This is a genomic window from methane-oxidizing endosymbiont of Gigantopelta aegis, from assembly GCF_016097405.1.
Classification (GTDB): Bacteria; Pseudomonadota; Gammaproteobacteria; order Methylococcales; family Methylomonadaceae; genus Methylomarinum.
In genome coordinates this window covers 1,916,777-1,936,604 of record NZ_JAEHGD010000001.1, presented here as the reverse complement: position 1 = coordinate 1,936,604, position 19,828 = coordinate 1,916,777, and the positions used below count along the sequence as shown (strand labels likewise).

Below are 19,828 nucleotides of genomic sequence, written 5' to 3'. Positions count from 1 at the left end.
TAGAGATGTACACTTTTTACTGGAGACGACCATGACTGGCAAAATATTATCCGCTTTGATATTAAGCACGGCTTTTTTATCAGCAGCCGCGCACGCTGAAGATGACATGAAGAAACATCATGCCATGAAAGACGGCATGCGCTCAATGCCTTCCAAAAATGGCATAAAACAGATTAGTGTTGGCGAGGATAAATTCCACCCAATACTAATCTCCACCCACTTCAACGAAACCATGCAAACCACGTTTACTTTTAGCCGCAAGCCATTCTTTCAAATAGCTTAACTCTTCGGTTTGCTCAAGATCATCCAGCGCTTGTTTTTTCTTCAAGCAGCGGAATGCCGCCGACAATACTTTATAACGCGCTCCGGTAATTCCTGCCCGCCGTAAACCAACCGTATTCAAGCGATAATGTTTTGCCGGACGCCCCCCAATTAACATAAAAGGTATCACATCTTTATTGATACCCGTTGTCCCTTGGACAATAGCATAAGCACCAATACGGCAAAATTGATGCACAACGACCGCACCCCCCATAAATACACGGTCACCCACGTCAACAAAACCACCAATCGCAACATTATTAGCAAAAATCGTATGATTACCAATTGTGCAATCATGCGCAACATGACTGTGATTCATAAAATAACAATTTGAACCAATCCGTGTTGCACCATTTTCCTGTGTCGCTCGATGCGCGGTAAAGCCTTCTCTGAAACAATTATCGTCGCCAATTTCCAGCCAGGATACGGTGTCTGGGTTAAAACTCAAATCCTGCGGTAAATCGCCCAAAACCACATGGGAGTGGACAATATTGCCGCGCCCCATTTTGACATACGGTTTGATCACAGCATGTGCTTGCAACTGACAATCGTCACCGAGTTCGACAAAATCATCGACCACCGCAAAGGGGCCGACAGTTACATTGTGACCCAATGTCGCCTTTTCAGACACACAGGCCGTAGGATGAATTATGGTTGCCATACACTATCCTCTTGGATGATGTTGTTCATGAATTCGCTTCAGCCGTTCCTGCGCCACATGCGTGTATATTTGCGTAGTTGATAAATCAGAATGGCCGAGCAACATTTGTACCACTCTCAAGTCGGCGCCATGATTGATTAAATGGGTGGCAAACGCATGCCGCAAGGTATGCGGTGACAACGGTTTTTCGATACTGGCTTTTTTGGCATAACGTTTAATAATATGCCAGAACGCCTGTCGTGTCATTGATTTTCCGCGCCTCGTCACAAACACATAATCACTTTGGCGGCCGGCTAAAATCTCCCGCCGCGCGCCCTGAAGATAACGTGACAGCCAATCCAGTGCCACTTCGCCTAAAGGCACCAGCCGCTCCTTTTCACCTTTTCCAGTGATTCTGAGACAACCTTGCATCATACTCAACTGGCCAAGCTTAAGATCAACTAATTCAGATACCCTGAGACCTGTCGCGTATAAGGTTTCCAGCATGGTGCGATCACGCAGACCCAGAAAGCCTGTAAGCTCTGGCGCATCAAGCAGTTTCTCGACATCGCTTTCAGACAACGATTGCGGCAAAGCCGCCCGATGGTAAGGTGCTTCGATATGCTCAGTTGGATCACTGTCGATGATACCCTCACGTTGTAAAAAGCCATAGAAGCGGCGCAACGTAGACAGAATACGTGCCGATGAACGCGGCTTTAAGCCTTGCTCGACACGCCATTTCAGATAATTGCCAATATCGTCCTGAGAGACTTCAGCCATCTCTCGCCCTTTCAACCATAGTCGCAGATGCTTCAGGTCATTACGGTAGGCGGCCAGAGTATTTTCGCTGAGCCCTGACTCTGCCCATAATGCATCCAAAAACGCATCAACCGTGTCTGTGATCTGCTTCATAGGCTAACAGCGCTTGCTTTAATGCAATATATTCGCCATCCGATTGCCCCATAAATCCACCAATACCATTAGCTGCAACGACACGATGACACGGAATAATGCCCGGAAAGGGATTGCTACGACATGCCTGGGCTACAGCTCGCGGCGAGGTATGAAGCATTTTGGCCAAGGCACCATAGGTCAGAGTCTGTCCAAAGGCAACAGCCAACAAACTCTCCCAAACTCGGTTCGAAAATAATCGCCCTTGTCGTTTTAATTTGAGCGAGCAGTGGTTATCCAAGCCATGCAGATAATCATTCAACCCCGGCAGAGTCGAATCCGCAGAATCACGACCGCCCTGCCGCGAATAACGCCAGCGGCTATAGCAGACAATGTCATCAATCAACCCTATATCCAACACGGCAGGTCCAATTACTATTGATACTTGCTGACCTAAGGCTTGCTTGACATCACACCATTCAATTTTCAGAGGCATTTTCCAAAAAAAAAGGCAGCTGAAGCTGCCTTTTTTGCATTATCAGAAAGTTAAGGTTAAGATAACTTTTCTTTAATTCTAGCGGCTTTACCAGTAAGATTACGCAAGTAATAGAGCTTGGCGCGACGCACATCACCACGACGTTTAACGTCGATATCGCCAATCAGAGGACTATGCATCTGGAATACACGCTCAACACCTACGCCGTGTGAAATCTTTCTGACGGTAAATGATGAATTGAGTCCACGATTACGTTTTGCAATCACTACGCCTTCGAAAGCCTGTAATCTTTCGCGAGACCCTTCTTTTACTTTTACTTGAACAACGATCGTATCACCTGGCCCAAAGTCAGGAATATTTTTTCTCATTTGTTCAGCTTCAATTTCTTTAATAATATCAGTCATTATCGCACCCTGTTAATCAATCTCATTTTTAAATTCTTCCAGCAAAGCATCCTGCTCCGCCGTTAATTCAGTTTTTATCAGCAATTCCGGTCGCCGTAGCCATGTGCGCCCCAACGACTGTTTCATTCGCCAACGTTTAATTGCCGCATGGTTACCCGAAAGTAACACAGCGGGCACTGTGCCCAATTCTCCGTGTTCAGGACGGGTATAATGTGGACAATCCAGCAACCCATTCATATAGGAGTCCTGTTCGGCAGACGCCTCATCGCCTAACACGCCAGGCTGTAGTCGGGTCATGGCATCAATCACCACCAATGCCGCTAACTCACCCCCACTGAGCACATAATCACCCAGCGACCATTCTTCATCGCAAACCCCGGCAACAAACCGTTCATCAATACCTTCGTAACGCCCCGCCACCAGAATCAATTGCTGAAATTGGTCGGCTTGCATCAACAATTGTTGATTGATGGGCTTACCTTGTGGACTTAAATAAATCACTCTGGATTTATCAGCGGACGCCTTCTTCGCCGCATTAACCGCTTCTAGCAAGGGCTGATATTTCATCACCATCCCTGGTCCTCCACCATACGGCCTATCATCGACCGTACGATGAACATCATGGGTATAATCCCGAGGATTCCAAAGTGTCAGATCGACAAGCCCACGCTCAATGGCCTTTCCGGTCACTCCGTAACATGCTGCATCATGCACCATATCCGGAAACAAGGTGATGACATCAAAGCGTTTGACTGCCATTAAAATTCGGCATCCCAGTCTACTGAAATCAAACCTTTTTCCAAATCAACCTGCCGCACAGTCTGTGGCTGTATAAAGGGAATTAAGCGCTCGGTATTACCCTGCTTAACCACCAGTACATCATTCGCCCCGGTTTCGAACAAACTTTTGACATGTCCTAGCTTAACGCCTTCCAGGTTTTCCACGGCCAAACCAATCAAGTCAACCCAGTAATATTCATCTTTTGCCGTTGCCGGCAATTGCGTTTTTTTGATCAGAATTTCCCAGCCCGACAAGGCTGCTGCCGTATCCCGGTCATTAACACCTTCCAACTCGGCAACCACCAGCTTGCCCTGCCGCCTGCCTGCCGTTCGTTTAAAGGCCTTGATCGTGTTTCCTTTTTTAAGGAACCAGGGCGAGTAGCTTAGAATATTCTCTCGCGGCTGAGTGAATGAAAAAACTTTTACCCAACCCTTAACGCCAAAAACGCCGGATATTTCTCCGACGTTTATATACTCGTTGTCTGTCAATGCACTCAGGCAGCTTCTTGTGTTGCTTTAGCCGCTTCTTTAATCAATTTAACAACCCGATCTGAAGGCTGAGCGCCTTTGGATTTCCAATGCGCTACACGCTCTAAGTCGAGACGCAATCTTTCTTCCTGCCCTTTCGCTAACGGATTGAAAAATCCTAAGCGTTCAATATAACGGCCATCACGACTGTTACGGCTATCGGTTACAACGATATGATAAAAAGGACTATCTTTAGCGCCACCTCTGGCTAAACGAATGACTACCATTTAACAAACACCTTAAAAAATTGAATTATAAATTTAATCGACCTATTTTACGCGATTTTCAGAATATGTGAAGTTTTTATCTTTAAAAAAGCTTTTTCCATTAGCGCCGCATACCGCGCATATTCCCTTTCATACCACGCATCATATTGGCCATATTGCCTTTGCTGAACTTTTTCATCATTTTCTGCATCATTTTATGTTGCTTTAAAATCCGGTTCACATCTTGCAGTTCCTGGCCGCATCCGGCAGCAATACGTCTTTTCCGATTGCCTTTAATTAGGTCTGGATATTTTCTTTCTTTCGCCGTCATCGAATTAATAACAGCAATTTGCCGCGCCAAATGTTTATCATCAACTTTATCACGCATGTCTTTAGGTACTTCATTCATACCGGGCAACTTATCCATCAATGCCCCCATGCCGCCCATTTTTTGCATCTGCAATAACTGATCACGCAGATCATTCAAATCAAAGCTTTTGCCTTTCTGGATTTTTCGCGCGAGCTTGTCGGCTTTTTTCTTGTCAGCCTTTTGTTCAATTTCTTCGATTAGGGACAGCATATCCCCCATTCCAAGAATACGCGATGCAATCCGGTCAGGGTGAAATGGCTCTAAAGCATCTGTTTTTTCACCAACCCCAATGAATTTGATTGGCTTACCGGTGATATATCGAATCGAAAGTGCCGCCCCACCACGCGCATCACCATCTGCCTTGGTCAGAATGACCCCTGTTAATGGCAAGGCATCATGAAATGCCTTAGCCGTATTAGCGGCATCTTGGCCTGTCATACTATCCACCACAAACAGGGTTTCAATCGGCTTGACAGCGGCATGTAGGGCTTTAATTTCGTCCATCATTTCATCGTCAATGTGCAATCGACCCGCTGTATCGACGATCAAAACATCGACAAATTGACGTTTGGCCGCATCAATTGCACGGTTAACAATATCAACTGGATTTTCTGAAGCATCACTGGGGAAAAAGACCAAATCCACATCATGAGCCAGTGTTTCTAGCTGCTTGATCGCTGCTGGACGATAGACATCCGCACTCACTACACCGACTTTTTTCTTTTCCTTTTCTTTCAGGAATCGCCCTAATTTAGCAACGGTTGTGGTTTTACCCGCCCCTTGCAAGCCTGCCATCAACACGACTGCCGGCGGATTGGTTTTCAGGTTCAGCGCTTCATTCGCTTCCCCCATGACCTTTATCAGCTCAGCCTGAACAATTTTGACCAGTGCTTGTCCAGGGTTCAGGCTTTTTTGCACTTCTTGCCCGACAGCGCCCTGTCTTACTTTTTCGATAAAATCGGTGACAACAGGTAATGCAACATCAGCCTCAAGCAAGGCCATACGCACTTCGCGCAAGGTTTCCTTGATGTTGCTTTCTGTCAGACGCCCCTGACCTTTAAGTTTTTTGAGTGTACCGCTCAGCCGATCGGTTAAATTATCAAACATAATACTTTTCTTTTATTCTGTTGTGTTGAACGGGCTTTAAACCTATGCCTCTGTAACCGTTTATATTACCATACCCATTATAAAATAATCAGTTTGATCATTATGATAAGCATAATTCTTGGCACTGCCTCCATTTTCTGTTATCTACTCAGCACGTTTTTACTGCTCTACGATATTCAGCAAGAACGTGTCGGCCGCTTCAGCTTAGTTCCCGGATGGATTGGGCTCGCATTACACCTGACCGTCATTAGCTGGTTTTCCTGGCAACTTAAAGGTATCAGTTTTGAATTTTTTAATATTGGCTCAACGCTTTCGGCCATCATTACCGGCTTATTTTTACTCTCTAGCTTGACTAAACCAATTGACAAACTAGGCATTGGCTTTTTTCCATTGGCTGCCCTGATGCTAGCATTGAATTTGATTTTCTTTGACTCCAAACAGCCCGCAAGTCATTACAGATGGCCGATGAACATCCATATCTTTAGCTCGCTAACGGCTTTCTGCCTACTAAATCTAGCCGCACTACAGGCTATTTTCCTGGCCATTCAAGAGCAACAGCTCAGAAAACATCCACCGCGGAAAATCATCCTGACATTACCGCCATTGCAAACTATGGAGTCATTGCTATTTCAAATGATCACCGCAGGCGTCATTTTTCTGACAATTTCTCTACTTAGTGGCTTTATCTTTATTGATGATTTATTTGCACAACATCTGGCACACAAAACGGTTTTATCCATTTTGGCCTGGTTGATTTTTACAGCTTTATTAGTAGGCCGTATGCGTTACGGCTGGCGTGGACAAACCGCAATCCAATGGACACTGGCGGGCTTTACTCTGCTGTTGCTGGCTTATTTTGGCAGCAAAATGGTCCTGGAATTGATTTTACACAAAAACTGACAGACCGAGCGGCAGAGTTTTGCCGCCCGCTCTTTTCTCAGCGAAAAATACTGAGAATTATACTTTTATATCTATTTTCCCAGGACTTGCCGCCTCAATCATTTTTACCGCCGCTTCTCCTTGCTGTTTTTCAATATCCTGTCCTTTTTTAATCACCGCAACTTCCAGGTTTTCCCGGTCTGTCTTGGCCTGCATCAAAGCGGTCGCTAGACCTGGTGCTGAACCACCACCTATAGAATCCACCATTTTCATCTCCTTAGTCTTATTGATTCAAATGAGATATCGGCATGACACAAAAAACCTTAAACATTTTTTTGACGGCATTTATTGAGGAAACTTAAAAACATACCCAAGCCTTTGTTTTAAATTACCTTTAAATTATTGGCATAGTGTTAGCTAGAGTTTTATCAAAAACTTTTACAGGAGAAACATCATGCCAGGTTCCATGGTCATCAATACCAATGTTATTTCATTAAATAGCCAGCGTATGCTAAGTAAAACAAATGATTCGCTTCAGACCAGCATGCAGCGTTTATCTTCAGGGCTGAGAGTTAACAGTGCTAAAGATGATGCTGCAGGACTTGCCATTGCAAATCGAATGACCTCCCAAATCCGCGGTATGACGGTCGCGGTCAGAAATGCCAATGACGGTATTTCGATGGCACAAACCGCAGAAGGTGCAATGGGTGAGTTAACCAATACATTACAAAGAATGCGTGACCTGGCAGTACAGGCGGCAAACTTTGGCGCTGTATCATCAAGTGATAGGCAAAAACTGCAAGATGAATATTCGCAACTAGGACAAGAGGTTCGGCGCATCATTAAAAATACAACTTTCAATGACAAACCTATTTTGACAGGCAGCCTCAGCCATACTAATTTCCAGGTTGGCGCCAATACAGATAGCACTAATCAGATTTCTATCTTTGTCCCGAATCTTTTAGCTGCATCGGGGCTAAGCATCATTGCTAGTACCTCTCCAAATTTATCTATCGGCTCAGGTGCTACATCAATCAAGGTTCGGTCTGCAATTGACAAAATTGATATCGCTATAAAATCTATTGACTCAGGCCGCTCGAAACTCGGGGCAGTACAAAACCGCTTCATGACAACTATTTCCAACCTGCAATCTGCTATTGAGAACCAGTCTGCTGCACGCTCCCGGATTATGGATGCCGATTTTGCTTTGGAAACCGCCGCATTGAGTCGCGCCCAAATTCTACAACAAGCGGGAACTGCCATGCTCGCTCAGGCTAACCAGACGCAACAAGGCGTCTTAAAATTATTACAATAACGTCTATAGTTAACATTTTCTACTATCAAAGATAGGGCGGAATTAACCAAGCCGCCCATTGATTGCATATTTTTCGGGCAACCGGCCTTATTCCATGAATACTGAAATGTCTCCGCTAGGCTCGCTGTATAAGAATGCATTCGGCGACCGCTTCTTTACCCAGATCAATCGCACTGCGTTTTACAAACTCAAGGCGCAAAGCGTTTTTGATGCAAAGTTTGCCCAAACCTTATTAAAGCCCAATACACTAAATATTATTATCGGCAGTGACTCCGGCCTATTGATTCACTACCTGATTGACAAGGACATTCCTCAGGGCACGCGATATATTTTTGTCGAACCCGATTTCGTATTGCAAGAATTAACCCTATCCGGACTCTTACCTCAGGACTTACCTGAGGCCATTTCATGTATTCGCCTGGAACAATGGCATGACACCATAAAACAACATGCCATCCAGGATTATTTGTATATCAATAGCGTTCGTTCTTTTAATGCCTTATGCGCAGAAGAAGATAACATCGATGAATATGCGGAACTGAGTTGGCACATTACGGAATTATTGTCACAATTGCATTGGCAAGCCAATATGGCACTGGGTAATGAAACATTTATTACCCAGCAGCTTAACAATTTGGCCGACAATATTATTCCCGCTCAAATATTGAACCAGCATTTCAAAAACCAAACCGTAGCCATTCTGGCTGGCGGCCCATCTTTGGATAATTTTCTACCCTGGATTCAACAAAACCGGGACAAACTAGTCATCTTTACCGTTTCGCGGATTGCCCGGCAATTATTAGCGATTGATCTGATACCCGATTTTATTTTTTCGGTGGACCCAACCGAACTCAGTTTCGATGTCAGCAAGGAAATGCTGAAATATGGCCAAGATGTCACCTTGGTTCATTCTTATCATATTTTTCCTGGCCTGCTAAATCAGTGGCAGGGAAAATCCCTTTACTTAGGCAACCGCCTCCCTTGGCAATCTAAATTAAATCCACAGAATATCACAGGTGCCGGGCCTACGGTCACGAACACAGCGATTAGTGTGGCACATCAATTTGGATTTTCCCGCATTCTATTGTTTGGTGTCGATCTCTGCTTTACTCCCGAAGGCTTTACTCATGCTAAAGGCAGCAATGAACATAAAGCCGGACCACGCTTTAATTTAACCTCATTAACCGTTGAAACTTACAGTGGCAAACAAGCCCCGACATCATGCGATTTTGCCAGTGCAATCTCAACACTCGAATACCAAGCCGCTCAACTTAAAGCGCAAGGCTGTCAACTGATCAACCCTTCGCCATCAGCCGCAAAAATTCCTGCGATTAGCCATATTCCTGTCGATGAAATCAGCTTAACAAAAAATAATTCATCCAATTGGCCGGAATATCAAGCCGATTCAATGCTATTTCAAAACATGATTGCTGAACTTGAGCGTGCAATATTTCAACTGGAAGCCATTGCCGATTTAGCCCGGAAAGCATTAACGATCAATACTGAAATGTATGATAAAAATGGCATTATTCAGAACTATAAAGACAAGAAAGCACTCGATCAGGTTGAAAAAACTCTGAATCGCAAATACCGAAAATTCAGCAAACTGGTCAAGAATTTTGGCACCCGCAGTTTTTTGAAAACACTTCGCCCCTTTCATGATGACTGGTCAGCCGAGGAAGCCAAAGAAATTGGCCACAGCTATTACGAAGCCTATTTGGAAGGTACAAAACGCCTGATCGATTTACTGAGCAACAGTTTAGAGCGCATCCAAAACCGGCAGCAGGAATCGTTATCGCCACCCGACTTTGAAAAAATTCTGAATCAATGGCAAAAGGATCAAAGCTATGGCCGTGCCATTGTGTGGCAAAACCAGCACCCAGACATTTCTATCCCCGAAAAGTATCAGCCTGCTTTTCAAGAAATGGCTAAACAGTTCCAAATCGTGCTAAAAAAAGAAGATACGCGTCACTTTAAACAAGCGAAAAACCAGGCTGATTTGTCATTGTTACGCAAAAAGGCGCGAACCTTGTTTAAACATGGCAAAACAGACAGCTTAGAAGACCTCGTTCAAGCCATTTCCGCTTATCCTGATCAAGATGAGGTCGCACCTTTTTACAGCCTTGTCAATGCCTACCTTTCCGAATTGCAGCACAATCCCGAAGCGGCCCTACAGTATTATCACCACATAATCGATAGCGAGAATACCTCTCTGTATGAAGATGCATTGAGTCGAATTGCGGGCATTTGTATTGATATGAAAGATTTCTCAAATGCCGAACTGGCCTTACAATGCCTGGCCCAGCTTTCTGACCTTTACATGCCTTTATATGCCGAATGCTTGCGCATCAATGGCAAGATTATGGCGTCGATTGACCATTACAATCTTTATATTTCTAAGTATCCTGATGATATTTTAAACCAGCTCAAACTAGCGATACTCTATAAAGAACAGAATAACGCAGACGCTGCCCGCATAATGCTGGATTATATTTTGAAAAAGCAACCTGAAAACCAGGCCGCTAAAGAAATGCTTTCAGAAATAGCGAGTGGCTGAATTATCAACTGATGTTACGCAGTGCCTTTATGGTTTTCTTAGTTTCCACTGCGTTACCCCGGAATGACGATTCCCAAGAAATTTCGGTAAGTGTTGATGGTCGGGCTCGAATGGGTCTAATGAATAGACACTGAGAACACAGAGAATGAAACCGTGCAGTAAGGATGAACAACAAATGTTTCTACAGGGTCGTTAATAACTGAATGGTTCCAGTTCAGTCAATGGAATTAAACGATACAAACTATAACTCTGTGTGCTCTGTGATCTCTGTGTCGATAAAAGATAGAGGCCAGAGAATTTTTTTCACAGTAATGATGAATGGAAGATTATGGAAATGTGATTGAAGAGCCGCTGCGTAACATCAGTTATCAAGTTTGATAAGCGTTAATAGCCTTACGCCCTTTGTCAAGATCAGCGAGTGCTTGCCTGATTGCTTGCTGTTGCCGTTGGATTTGCGCCATCAATTCTCGATCATCCTGCTTCAGCTGTTTCAGCCATTCTGAAACATCCTGCACATTAGATTCCTCAGTATTAAATTGCTGACAAAAAATTTCCAGCCATTTTTGACGTTGCTGCAGCATAACGTTCAAAGCATCCCAATCACTTTCTGCAATCGCCTGCCGAATTTTCAGCATCATATCTTCAAATTCAGATTGCCAAACATCAAGGTGTTGCGCTTGAGATTGTTCCCCCATCAAGATACCTCATCCCGAATGGCTTCCCAACCCTCTTTTACTTCTTTCATCAAAACCGCTAAATGTCAACCAACCTGTCGCATTTTTTGCAATAATTTACGAAATGAATTTTATTAAGCTGCTTGACATTCTGTTGTGTTGAAATTTTCCTTATCCGGATTAAGATAAACATGGCCAATGGGCGTTAAATTTCGTGTTTGTCGTCCATTCCATCGCTCTGGATTGTCTCTTTTTGCTTGCTCGATGACTCGTTTTCTTTTTTCGAGTACGGCGCTGTCTAAGCCGTTATGGCGTTGGTTGGGTGTTACAAACTTGAGCGCACTGTGTTGATAAATAACGATTCTGAATAAGGATTATCATTACTGACACGAGGTCTGCTGAACGACGTGGCAATGTCTAAATCGACCAATTTGGCCCTTAATGTTGCGCCTTTCATCGGACTGCCGTTGTCAGAATGTATCACCAATTGCTTTTTGTCGATGTTTTCCCGGCGAGCGATATCTTCGATCAAATCAGCAGCGTGTGCGCTTGATTCGGCATCATGAACTTGCCAGCCTACGATTTTCCGACTATAGATGTCCATCACCATGTAGAGGTAAAAATACTGCCCTTTGACGGGGCTTAATAAATACGTAATATCCACGAGTAGATTTGATTGGCCTGTGTGGCTTTGAGTGACTGCGGTTTATTATGCTGACCTGTGGTTGTGGGCTTTCATGACACGATAAAAGGTTGATTCTGATGCGAGATAGCAGCCCAAATCCAATAACCTCGGAACGATTTGATGCGGCGTTAAAGCGCTGTATTCCGGTTTATTAATCACGGTGATGATTTCTTGCTTGATGGCCTCGGATAATTGATTGTGCACAGGCGCTGTATTGTGCAGTCGTAGGTCTTCTGAGAGTCCTTCTCCCCGGTTCCAACGCTGATAGGTTCGAGCTGATATACCCACCAGTTCACAGGCTAATTTCTGCCGCGCTCCATTGTCAACGGCTTCATCAATGAGTGCGCTGTAGTTTAGATTCTGACAAAAATTCCGCTTTCCAGGTATTTAGATGATGTAAGTAGATGCCTTGTTCACGACAATAGGCGCTAGCCTGATCATCGGTGAGATGATGACAATGAACAATGGCTTCAAAACGTTCTACTGTATTCCAATCTTGAGGGCTTTTTTCTTTTGACATGTTTGACTCTGTTTTTTCGAGTTGATTTTTCTTAGCTAACCGAATCCATTTTTGAAGTGTGGAGTAACCCACACCTAAAGTAACTGCAATTTGCTTTAGCGATTGTTCTGGTCTTCTGGATAATGCTTTTTCTACTGATTGTACTTTAAATTCTTGGCTAAATACGCTCATTTTTGTCTCCTGATTTAAAATTTCCTAGGCGACAGGTATGTTGACATAGGGGGAAACCACAACCTCGTCCAATATGGCTTCATCATTATCTCGACTGGCCTGTAGTAACTGGTTATTGATATACTGATAAAGGCTATATAGATTTTCCGCCAGTTCACCGCCTTTTTCAAGATCAAGCCCTTCGATCAATCCCCCGACAATACCGATAGCTTTAGAAATATAAAGACTTTTCTGTTCAAAATCGGATCTCTGCATTGCTCCTTTTGCAGCATACACGCGCGCCAGAAAACCATCCATCAACATCTCTATCAATCGATGTGGAGACGCTTCTTCCATCAATGTTTCAGTATGAATGTTCGCATATTGCCCTACACCTTTTCTCGCTGTAGCTTGATACATATTCTTCTCCGTTTTATCGATTTAATGCGCTGAGCTGTTGTGTCAAATAAGCTCCCGTCGATTGGAACTGGCCTACGGCGACATCCATTGCAATAAATTGCTTTTGCAAGCGTCGCTGTAGATTATCCAACCTAAGCTGTACCGTATCCCGGCGGTCACTGATATCACGAAGCCTTTTGCTTAATGAATCTGATTGCGTTTCTAAAATACCGCCTGCTTGAATATAAGTATCTAAGTCATTTTGTAAACGACTCGCAACACCATCTGATGATGAAAACAATGCACTGACAGCAGATAAGTCTGATTTAACCGCCTTTTCAAATTTACTGGAATCCAGCGTCATCAGACCATCTTTATCAATGTCTATTCCAATCATGTTCAATGTATTCAAGGAACTATTGGTTGACGCCACCGGACTACCCAAATCCTGACGCACCTTGTTCATAATATTCCGTAATGTCGAATCCCCCAGTAATGCGCCATTGGTGCCTTCTGGCCCGCCATAACGACCGAGAGACTGCGACAATGAAAACAAAGCATTATATGAATCGACAAACCCTTTAACCGACTCGCTAATGGCTTGAGTATCAACCTCCACCGCGATATTGATCGTATTACCCGGTTGAGCACTTTTTAAATCCAGCGTCACCCCATTAATCACATCTGAAATTGAGTTCGAGCTGCGTGTCGCCGTTTGCCCATCAACTTGAATAATGGCATCCTGAGCCTGAGTTTGCTCCTGCATATTAGTTACCCCGGAGCCTGCAGGATCGAAAACCAACTGTGACAAACCACTCGCATCAGTATTATTGCCATCATCATCCACTGCCGTCACAGAAATTGTATTCTGCGTTCCAACCTCTTGCGATGACAGTACCAAACGCGATACCGTTCCACCCGCACCATCATCGACATTGATAATGCTGGCATTCACACCCGGGTTATCAGTCGCACCATTGATTGCATCACGAATCGCCAGTAACGAGTTGTTATTCGCATCAATCGTCAATGCCAAAGTCTGACCGTTTACGGATAAATTCAGTGTTCCTGTTCCGACCGTTGCATTCATATCAGAAAAACCTGCACCGCCTGAGACTAGTTTATGCGCTGATGCAAGCTGCGTCACCTCAACCGAATAACGTGCAGGCACCGCGCCAAATTCGGCTGTAGCCACAATCACTTGCTCATCCGATGAGCTTGCTTTATTCGCATCAAATGCCGTACCTGACTTCAATTTCGTGAATGATGATTGAAAGTCAGATAACGCACTTTTTAACGATCCAATTGCACTCAGCCTGGCATCAACAGTCGATTTCTGTCGATCCAATGCAGCAAAAGCCGGTTGGCCTTCGGCCTGAACCAGCTGATTGACAATACCATTGATATCAATTCCACTCCCAATGCCGAGTGCTGACGCAATTGCCATAACTATACCCTCATCTGTGTACCATTCAGGCTTTATCCCGAAGAACTAACCCGTGCTGACCCGCTGCATCTAATTCCTGCATCCTTTTTGTCAACGCCAACATTTCCTCGGATGGAATTTGCCGAATAACCTCGCCGGATTCTTTATCCACAATTTTCACGACCATTTCCTGAGTGTCCTCATCAATTTGAAACTGCAAATTTCTTTGCGTCTCTTGAAAAACTGCATTCACATCCTTGACGGCTTGCTTTAGCTGACCGAAATCAGCCTCTAAAACATTTCCTTTTTCCAAATTATCTTGACGATTCACTGCTTCCTTCTGATCTTTTTGCCGAACCTGACTTAAGTCCTGTAAACGAGTCAATGGATTGGCTTGATTATTCTGTTGTTTTTTCGAGACAGGCGCCGTGGGTAATGGAACAACTTTACCGATGTTATTTATGTCATTGTTCATTGTTCACCCCAATACTTTTTAAACAAGAGTTCCGGTCCAAACCGGAACTCTCAAAATACCCACTTACCTCAACAGACTCAACACAGACTGTGATGACTGGTTCGCCTGCGCTAACATGGCTGTACCGGCTTGTTGTAGAATCTGGGAACGGCTTAAATTGGCCGTTTCTACCGCAAAGTCCGCATCTAGAATTCTTGACCGTGCTGCAGACTGATTCTCAATCGAAGATTGCAAGTTTGCAATCGTAGTGTTAAACCGGTTTTGCACCGCCCCTAATTTGGAACGATTCGTATCAATTGATTTTATCGCCAAATCAATCACATCAATGGCAGATCTGACATTGACGGAAGTAGCCCCCGAACCAATGCTGACAGGGGATGCTTTCACAAGATCTTGCAACCCTGAAGCAGACAACAGATTACCCACTGTTATTGATATCTGGTTATTCGCCGCCGTATTCGCTCCAACCTGAAAATTTGCTTGTGACAAACTACCTTTCAGAATTGATTTATCATTAAATGAGGTATTTTCGATAATCCGTTTAACCTCTTTACCCAGCTGACTGAATTCTTCCTGTAATTTTTGTCGGTCGCCTGATGCAACCGCACCAAAGTTGGCTGCCTGTACCCCTAAGTCTCGCATTCTTTGTAGTGTATTAGTCAACTCACCCATTGCTGATTCAGCCGTTTGTGCCATCGAAATACCATCATTGGCATTTCTGACCGCAACTGTCATGCCTCTGATTTGTGATGTCATTCGGTCTGAAATTGCCAAACCTGCCGCATCATCTTTTGCCGAATTTACTCGAAGGCCGGATGACAACCTTTCCATTGAAGTGGCTAACGACATATTCGTTTTGTTCAACATTCTTTGGCTGTTGATCGATGCGATATTTGTATTGATTACCATTGCCATGATCTTATCTCCTAGCGTTTATGTCTAAAAATAAAATTGCATTTATTTTCTGTTCGCTAACTGTATCGACAATGACAAACAATTCTTTAAATTTTTCTATCGCCATTTCGGCACTTGTTCACATATTTGTCAAAAAATATGCGCAAATTCACCTTTTGCCCTTAAAAAATCTGCCTCTCGGCCTATATCCAGCCAATATTCATGAATTGGAAATAACGCCACTTTAGTATCGTTTTCAATCAACTGATTTAACAACACGGGCATATCTATTCGTTTTTGCTGCCGAATTTGATTGACTAAGGACTGATCTAACACATAAATGCCCGCACTGGAAAAACAACTGTGTATCGGTTTTTCTACGATGCCGGTAATTTTATCTCGCTCCAGGCTAACAACACCATAAGGTATCTGATATTCAAACTGGCGAACACATAACGTAGCTCTTGCTTGCTCTTGCTGATGAAACGCTAACAGTCTTGGAAAATCCACCTGCGTCAGAATATCCCCGTTCATGACTAACAAAGGCAATTCAGGCAGGTCATCCGGCAACAGCCCGATGGCGCCCGCCGTTCCCATAGGCTCTTGTTCTTCAATATAATGAATATTGACACCCCATTGGCGGCCATCACCAAAATAATCTTTAATCTGATCCGCCAAGTAATGGACTGCAATAAAGAATTGACTGAATCCGGCATCCACGAATTGTTCGATAATGGTTTCAAGTATCGGTTTCCCACCAATTTGTAATAACGGCTTCGGGCAATGATCTGTCAAAGGACGAAGTCTGGAGCCTAACCCCCCCGCCAATAAAAATACCGGATTGTTATATGTAGGCCGGGAAAACATGGATTGCAGTGTTTTCAAACCGACGACACGCCCTTGCCGGTCAACAACGGGCAGTTGACTTAACTGGTTCTGTTGCATAATAGCTTTTATCGTTGTCACAGAATCTTCGATCTGTACTTTTCTAGGATGTTTATTCATTACTTGATCAACGCGAGTTTCTAACGACAAGCCCTTGATCAATGCACGCCGAATATCGCCATCTGTCACCACACCTTGCAATTGATTATCGTCATCGACAACCAAAGCAATTTGTAATGCTGTTTTGTCGATAACGGCAATCGTTTGCCGCAATGACACATCGGGTTTAATCAAACTTTGCCGCCAATGCTCCGCCATATTTCACCTGATTATTTTTCGACTGAACGCGCTGGATAAAGTATTTTTCCGGCCACCACATCGCGCGTCACAATACATCCGGCGCCAATCACGACATCAGCACCTATCGTTATACCTTGAATGACACATGCGCCTGTTCCGATATGCACACCATCGCCCACTGTCACACCACCACTCAAGACGGCTCCCGGTGCGATATGAACATGAGCACCTATACAACAATCATGATCAATAATCGCACCGGTATTAACTATTGTATTCTCAGCAATTTTAGTGCCATTTTGTATAATTGCCCCTGGTAGCAACTGTACGCCTTGCTCGATATTCAACAGCCCTATTCTATCCACGCCTTTGTCTATCACGGTTTCAAAGCTAAAACCCATCGCCGTGAAAGATTCAAACAAAGCTTTACGTCTACCGCCATCATACGGCAAAGAACCTAATCCATTAACGAGATTAAAGCGACCGGCATCTTTATCCGTCAGAAATTCGTCACCCCCTAACACAGGAATATCAAACCAGCATCGACCAGGCTTTAAATCTGGTGTAATCACGCCTTCGATAGACAGTTGAGAGCGCATCAACACGGCTCGTAAAACACCCGCATGACCTCCACACCCCAATAAAATGCGCTTTTTAGCCATTATTCAATCAAGTCATCAGGCTGATAGAGTTTAGAGCTGGCCTGCCCTAAAAGCTGCCAATACTGCATGGGGCTGATTCCTGTTCCTGGGCGCTTGACAACTAGATTTTCCTCGGTAAAAATTTCGCCTTTTTTGATTTTGCGTGCAGCGACCAGGCTTTTTCGGGCGACTTTCCGGGTTGCCATTTCAGGCATTTGCGGACGCTTGACCTGGGAGCCTAAAGCCGCCTCAACCTGCCGAATGTTATCAACCATCATTTTCAGGGCATCCGGTTCAAGCGAAGCTTTATGATCAGGGCCAATCTGATTTTTATCCAGGGTAAAGTGTTTTTCAATCACGCAAGCACCACGAGCAACGGCAGCTACCGGTATCGCAATCCCGGCGCTATGATCTGAATATCCCACCGGCAAGGAAAATGCCTGTGCCAGTGTATCCATCGCCTTCAGATTGATCGTTTCCGCAGGCGCCGGATATTCGGAGGTACAATGCAACAAGGTCACCTTTTGTTGTAATTGCTGCCTGCCTTGTTCAGACAAATAAGCCTCTAATAACGCCTCATCCGTAGGCCGAGCGTCCTTGTCAAGAAAGCCATAGGCCAACACACTCAGGGCATGCTCAACTTCCGCTAAGGTCGCCATCCCGGTGGACAAGATGATATTTTTTCCTGTTTGTGCATGTGCCAGTAAAAAAGGCCCATTGGTCACATCGCCAGACGCAATTTTTAAACATTCAACGTCAAGTTCATCCACCAAAAAACGCAGGCTGTCATCATCAAATGCTGTCGATAAAAAAAGAATGGATTTCTGCTGGCAATAATGCGCTAAGGCAACATAATCTTGCTGACTCAACGCCAACTGTTTCAGCATCTGGTATTGTGATTGCTTATCTCCCGTATTTTGCTTCTGATACGCAGCCTTTTCCGCATTCTGCGTGACGAGTTGCTCGGCCTTGAAGATCTGAAACTTAACCGCATCGACACCTGCATCGAAGGCAGCATCAATCAGTTCAAATGCCGTATCAAGATGGCCATTATGATTTACGCCGGCCTCGGCAATAATGTAACAATGATCTGAATTCATTTAATTTTTATTATCCGTTTCTGACCTTGGTAAATCATAAAATTGCTTTTTAACAATAGTATCCAACTCGTAAGTGCGTATTATGGCGTTGATTTTTTTAGCAGCTCCACCGCCACCATAAGGATTCTCAACCGTTTCAAGCCGACGCTTGAAGATTTTAGACATCACGCTTGCCAACCCTTGCCGTATCGCACTGACCGATGGTTCACAATCGACGACACTGGCGGCACGAATCCGGCCTTTTTGACGATCACCAATATTCAGCGTAGCCACTTTCAGGCTAGGCGCTTCCAATAAGCCACTAGAGGAATTACCTACCACCGCATCCATCAGACGCATTAAGGATAGATACTTCAGACAACCCAAAGAATCAAAGCAAACGGCTTTATCACTATTTTCAGCGACAAACTGATCAATCATACTGGCAATAATCCGACCGTCGGCATCGGCATTGGGCTTGCTGAAAAACAACTGGGTGTCAGGTAATTCATCCAAAACAGCGAGCAAATTAGCCAATTGTTTTTCGGCAGAGCTTTTTTCCAGTGTCGTGGGATGATAAGTAATCAGCAAATTGTGTGTTTTAAGACTAAACCCCGTTTTTTTTAACAAGATATCCTTGGGTAATAAACTCAATTTTTGAATATTATCTACACCTAAGGCACCGACATTAAAGACCCGATCAGGGGATTCACCCAACTGAATGACCCGTTTTCGATACACATCCGTTGCGGTAAAATGCAGATGTGCCATCTTGCTGATGGCATGACGTAATGCCTCATCGACCGCACCCTCGGTCAATTCTCCACCATGGATATGAGCGACCGGAATCCGGGCATGCAATGCCGCAACCACAGCCGAAAAAATTTCGAAACGATCACCTAGAACCAGCAGCATATCCGGGGCCAATCGCGCTAAAGCATCGGCAAAGCCGATAATACCTAAACCAGTCGATTTACTGATCGCCGTTGGCGTATCGGATGACATAAGCATTTCAACTTTCCAGTCTATGCTAAAGCCATCAGCTTCAATCTGTTTCCAGGTTGAACCAAATTCAGGGGATAAATGCATACCCGTTACCACCAATTGCAAGCGCAAAGCGGGATCTTGTTCAATTTCTTTTAATAACCAATACAACAAACCGTATTCAGCGCGTGATCCGGTTACCACACAAATTTTTCGCGCCATA

The 19,828-nt window shown here is 44.3% G+C and carries 24 protein-coding genes; 3 read left to right on the top strand and 21 right to left on the bottom strand.

All coding sequences use genetic code 11. The features are described from left to right. Positions 1-205: 205 nt before the first annotated feature. The 8 genes from lpxA to ffh form a co-directional block, all read right to left on the bottom strand. The gene (gene lpxA, locus JEU20_RS09795) at positions 206-982 is read right to left on the bottom strand and encodes an acyl-ACP--UDP-N-acetylglucosamine O-acyltransferase (RefSeq protein WP_198245413.1); all 777 of its coding nucleotides are present in this window, start codon (positions 980-982) and stop codon (positions 206-208) included. A gap of 3 nt (positions 983-985) precedes the next feature. Beyond that, positions 986-1,873 (bottom strand): site-specific tyrosine recombinase XerD, encoded by an 888-nt coding sequence (gene xerD / locus JEU20_RS09790; protein ID WP_198245411.1) that lies wholly within the window; start codon positions 1,871-1,873, stop codon positions 986-988. Beyond that, positions 1,848-2,348: a methylated-DNA--[protein]-cysteine S-methyltransferase gene (locus tag JEU20_RS09785; protein ID WP_198245409.1), complete on the bottom strand. Its 501-nt coding sequence runs from the start codon at positions 2,346-2,348 to the stop codon at positions 1,848-1,850. Before JEU20_RS09785 ends, xerD begins: the two co-directional genes overlap by 26 nt. A 56-nt stretch (positions 2,349-2,404) precedes the next feature. Next, positions 2,405-2,752: a 50S ribosomal protein L19 gene (rplS, locus tag JEU20_RS09780; protein ID WP_198245407.1), complete on the bottom strand. Its 348-nt coding sequence runs from the start codon at positions 2,750-2,752 to the stop codon at positions 2,405-2,407. 12 nt (positions 2,753-2,764) lie between these two features. Further along, positions 2,765-3,511 (bottom strand): tRNA (guanosine(37)-N1)-methyltransferase TrmD, encoded by a 747-nt coding sequence (trmD, locus tag JEU20_RS09775; RefSeq protein WP_198245405.1) that lies wholly within the window; start codon positions 3,509-3,511, stop codon positions 2,765-2,767. Beyond that, positions 3,511-4,029, bottom strand: coding sequence for a ribosome maturation factor RimM (gene rimM / locus JEU20_RS09770; protein ID WP_425356708.1), 519 nt, complete (start codon positions 4,027-4,029; stop codon positions 3,511-3,513). Before rimM ends, trmD begins: the two co-directional genes overlap by 1 nt. Beyond that, positions 4,026-4,286 (bottom strand): 30S ribosomal protein S16, encoded by a 261-nt coding sequence (gene rpsP, locus JEU20_RS09765; protein WP_198245401.1) that lies wholly within the window; start codon positions 4,284-4,286, stop codon positions 4,026-4,028. The genes rimM and rpsP overlap by 4 nt, the downstream gene beginning before the upstream one ends. A gap of 100 nt (positions 4,287-4,386) precedes the next feature. Next, positions 4,387-5,742, bottom strand: coding sequence for a signal recognition particle protein (ffh, locus tag JEU20_RS09760; protein WP_198245399.1), 1,356 nt, complete (start codon positions 5,740-5,742; stop codon positions 4,387-4,389). 102 nt (positions 5,743-5,844) lie between these two features. On the opposite strand from ffh, the gene JEU20_RS09755 reads away from it, so the two are divergent. After that, positions 5,845-6,642 carry a cytochrome C assembly family protein gene (locus JEU20_RS09755; protein WP_198245397.1) on the top strand — a complete coding sequence of 266 codons (798 nt, stop codon included), beginning with the start codon at positions 5,845-5,847 and terminating at the stop codon, positions 6,640-6,642. A gap of 57 nt (positions 6,643-6,699) precedes the next feature. Here JEU20_RS09755 and JEU20_RS09750 read toward each other — a convergent pair whose 3' ends face one another. Continuing rightward, positions 6,700-6,888 (bottom strand): hypothetical protein, encoded by a 189-nt coding sequence (locus JEU20_RS09750; RefSeq protein WP_198245395.1) that lies wholly within the window; start codon positions 6,886-6,888, stop codon positions 6,700-6,702. Positions 6,889-7,075: 187 nt separating this feature from the next. Between JEU20_RS09750 and JEU20_RS09745 the strand changes: the two genes are divergently transcribed. Beyond that, a complete protein-coding gene (locus JEU20_RS09745) occupies positions 7,076-7,936 on the top strand; it encodes a flagellin domain-containing protein (RefSeq protein ID WP_198245393.1) in 861 nt (286 codons plus the stop codon). 94 nt (positions 7,937-8,030) lie between these two features. Next, entirely contained in the window at positions 8,031-10,493 is a 2,463-nt protein-coding gene (locus JEU20_RS09740) for a motility associated factor glycosyltransferase family protein (RefSeq protein ID WP_198245391.1), read from the top strand. Between the two features lie 368 nt (positions 10,494-10,861). On the opposite strand, the gene fliT is transcribed toward JEU20_RS09740, so the two are convergent. From fliT to neuC, 12 genes are all read right to left on the bottom strand, one after another. After that, complete coding sequence (gene fliT / locus JEU20_RS09735; protein WP_198245389.1) at positions 10,862-11,188, bottom strand: flagellar protein FliT; 327 nt, start codon at positions 11,186-11,188, stop codon at positions 10,862-10,864. A 304-nt stretch (positions 11,189-11,492) separates the two neighbouring features. Continuing rightward, positions 11,493-11,831, bottom strand: coding sequence for a DDE-type integrase/transposase/recombinase (locus JEU20_RS15910; protein WP_425356692.1), 339 nt, complete (start codon positions 11,829-11,831; stop codon positions 11,493-11,495). A 45-nt stretch (positions 11,832-11,876) separates the two neighbouring features. Then, on the bottom strand, positions 11,877-12,140 hold the full coding sequence (locus JEU20_RS15905; RefSeq protein WP_425356691.1) for a hypothetical protein: 264 nt from the start codon (positions 12,138-12,140) through the stop codon (positions 11,877-11,879). 46 nt (positions 12,141-12,186) lie between these two features. Beyond that, positions 12,187-12,543: a transposase gene (locus tag JEU20_RS15900; protein ID WP_425356690.1), complete on the bottom strand. Its 357-nt coding sequence runs from the start codon at positions 12,541-12,543 to the stop codon at positions 12,187-12,189. A gap of 24 nt (positions 12,544-12,567) precedes the next feature. Further along, entirely contained in the window at positions 12,568-12,942 is a 375-nt protein-coding gene (gene fliS / locus JEU20_RS09725; protein ID WP_198245387.1) for a flagellar export chaperone FliS, read from the bottom strand. Positions 12,943-12,955: 13 nt separating this feature from the next. Beyond that, complete coding sequence (gene fliD / locus JEU20_RS09720; protein WP_198245385.1) at positions 12,956-14,368, bottom strand: flagellar filament capping protein FliD; 1,413 nt, start codon at positions 14,366-14,368, stop codon at positions 12,956-12,958. A 25-nt stretch (positions 14,369-14,393) separates the two neighbouring features. Continuing rightward, positions 14,394-14,822, bottom strand: a complete 429-nt coding sequence (locus tag JEU20_RS09715) for a flagellar protein FlaG (protein ID WP_198245383.1) — start codon at positions 14,820-14,822, stop codon at positions 14,394-14,396. 63 nt (positions 14,823-14,885) lie between these two features. Further along, positions 14,886-15,737: a flagellin N-terminal helical domain-containing protein gene (locus JEU20_RS09710; RefSeq protein ID WP_198245381.1), complete on the bottom strand. Its 852-nt coding sequence runs from the start codon at positions 15,735-15,737 to the stop codon at positions 14,886-14,888. Positions 15,738-15,866: 129 nt separating this feature from the next. Then, entirely contained in the window at positions 15,867-16,919 is a 1,053-nt protein-coding gene (locus JEU20_RS09705; RefSeq protein WP_198245379.1) for a nucleotidyltransferase family protein, read from the bottom strand. A gap of 11 nt (positions 16,920-16,930) precedes the next feature. Further along, positions 16,931-17,563 (bottom strand): NeuD/PglB/VioB family sugar acetyltransferase, encoded by a 633-nt coding sequence (locus JEU20_RS09700; protein WP_198245377.1) that lies wholly within the window; start codon positions 17,561-17,563, stop codon positions 16,931-16,933. After that, positions 17,563-18,642, bottom strand: a complete 1,080-nt coding sequence (gene neuB, locus JEU20_RS09695) for an N-acetylneuraminate synthase (protein WP_198245375.1) — start codon at positions 18,640-18,642, stop codon at positions 17,563-17,565. The genes JEU20_RS09700 and neuB overlap by 1 nt, the downstream gene beginning before the upstream one ends. Next, complete coding sequence (neuC, locus tag JEU20_RS09690; protein ID WP_198245373.1) at positions 18,643-19,827, bottom strand: UDP-N-acetylglucosamine 2-epimerase; 1,185 nt, start codon at positions 19,825-19,827, stop codon at positions 18,643-18,645. Position 19,828 lies beyond the last annotated feature (1 nt).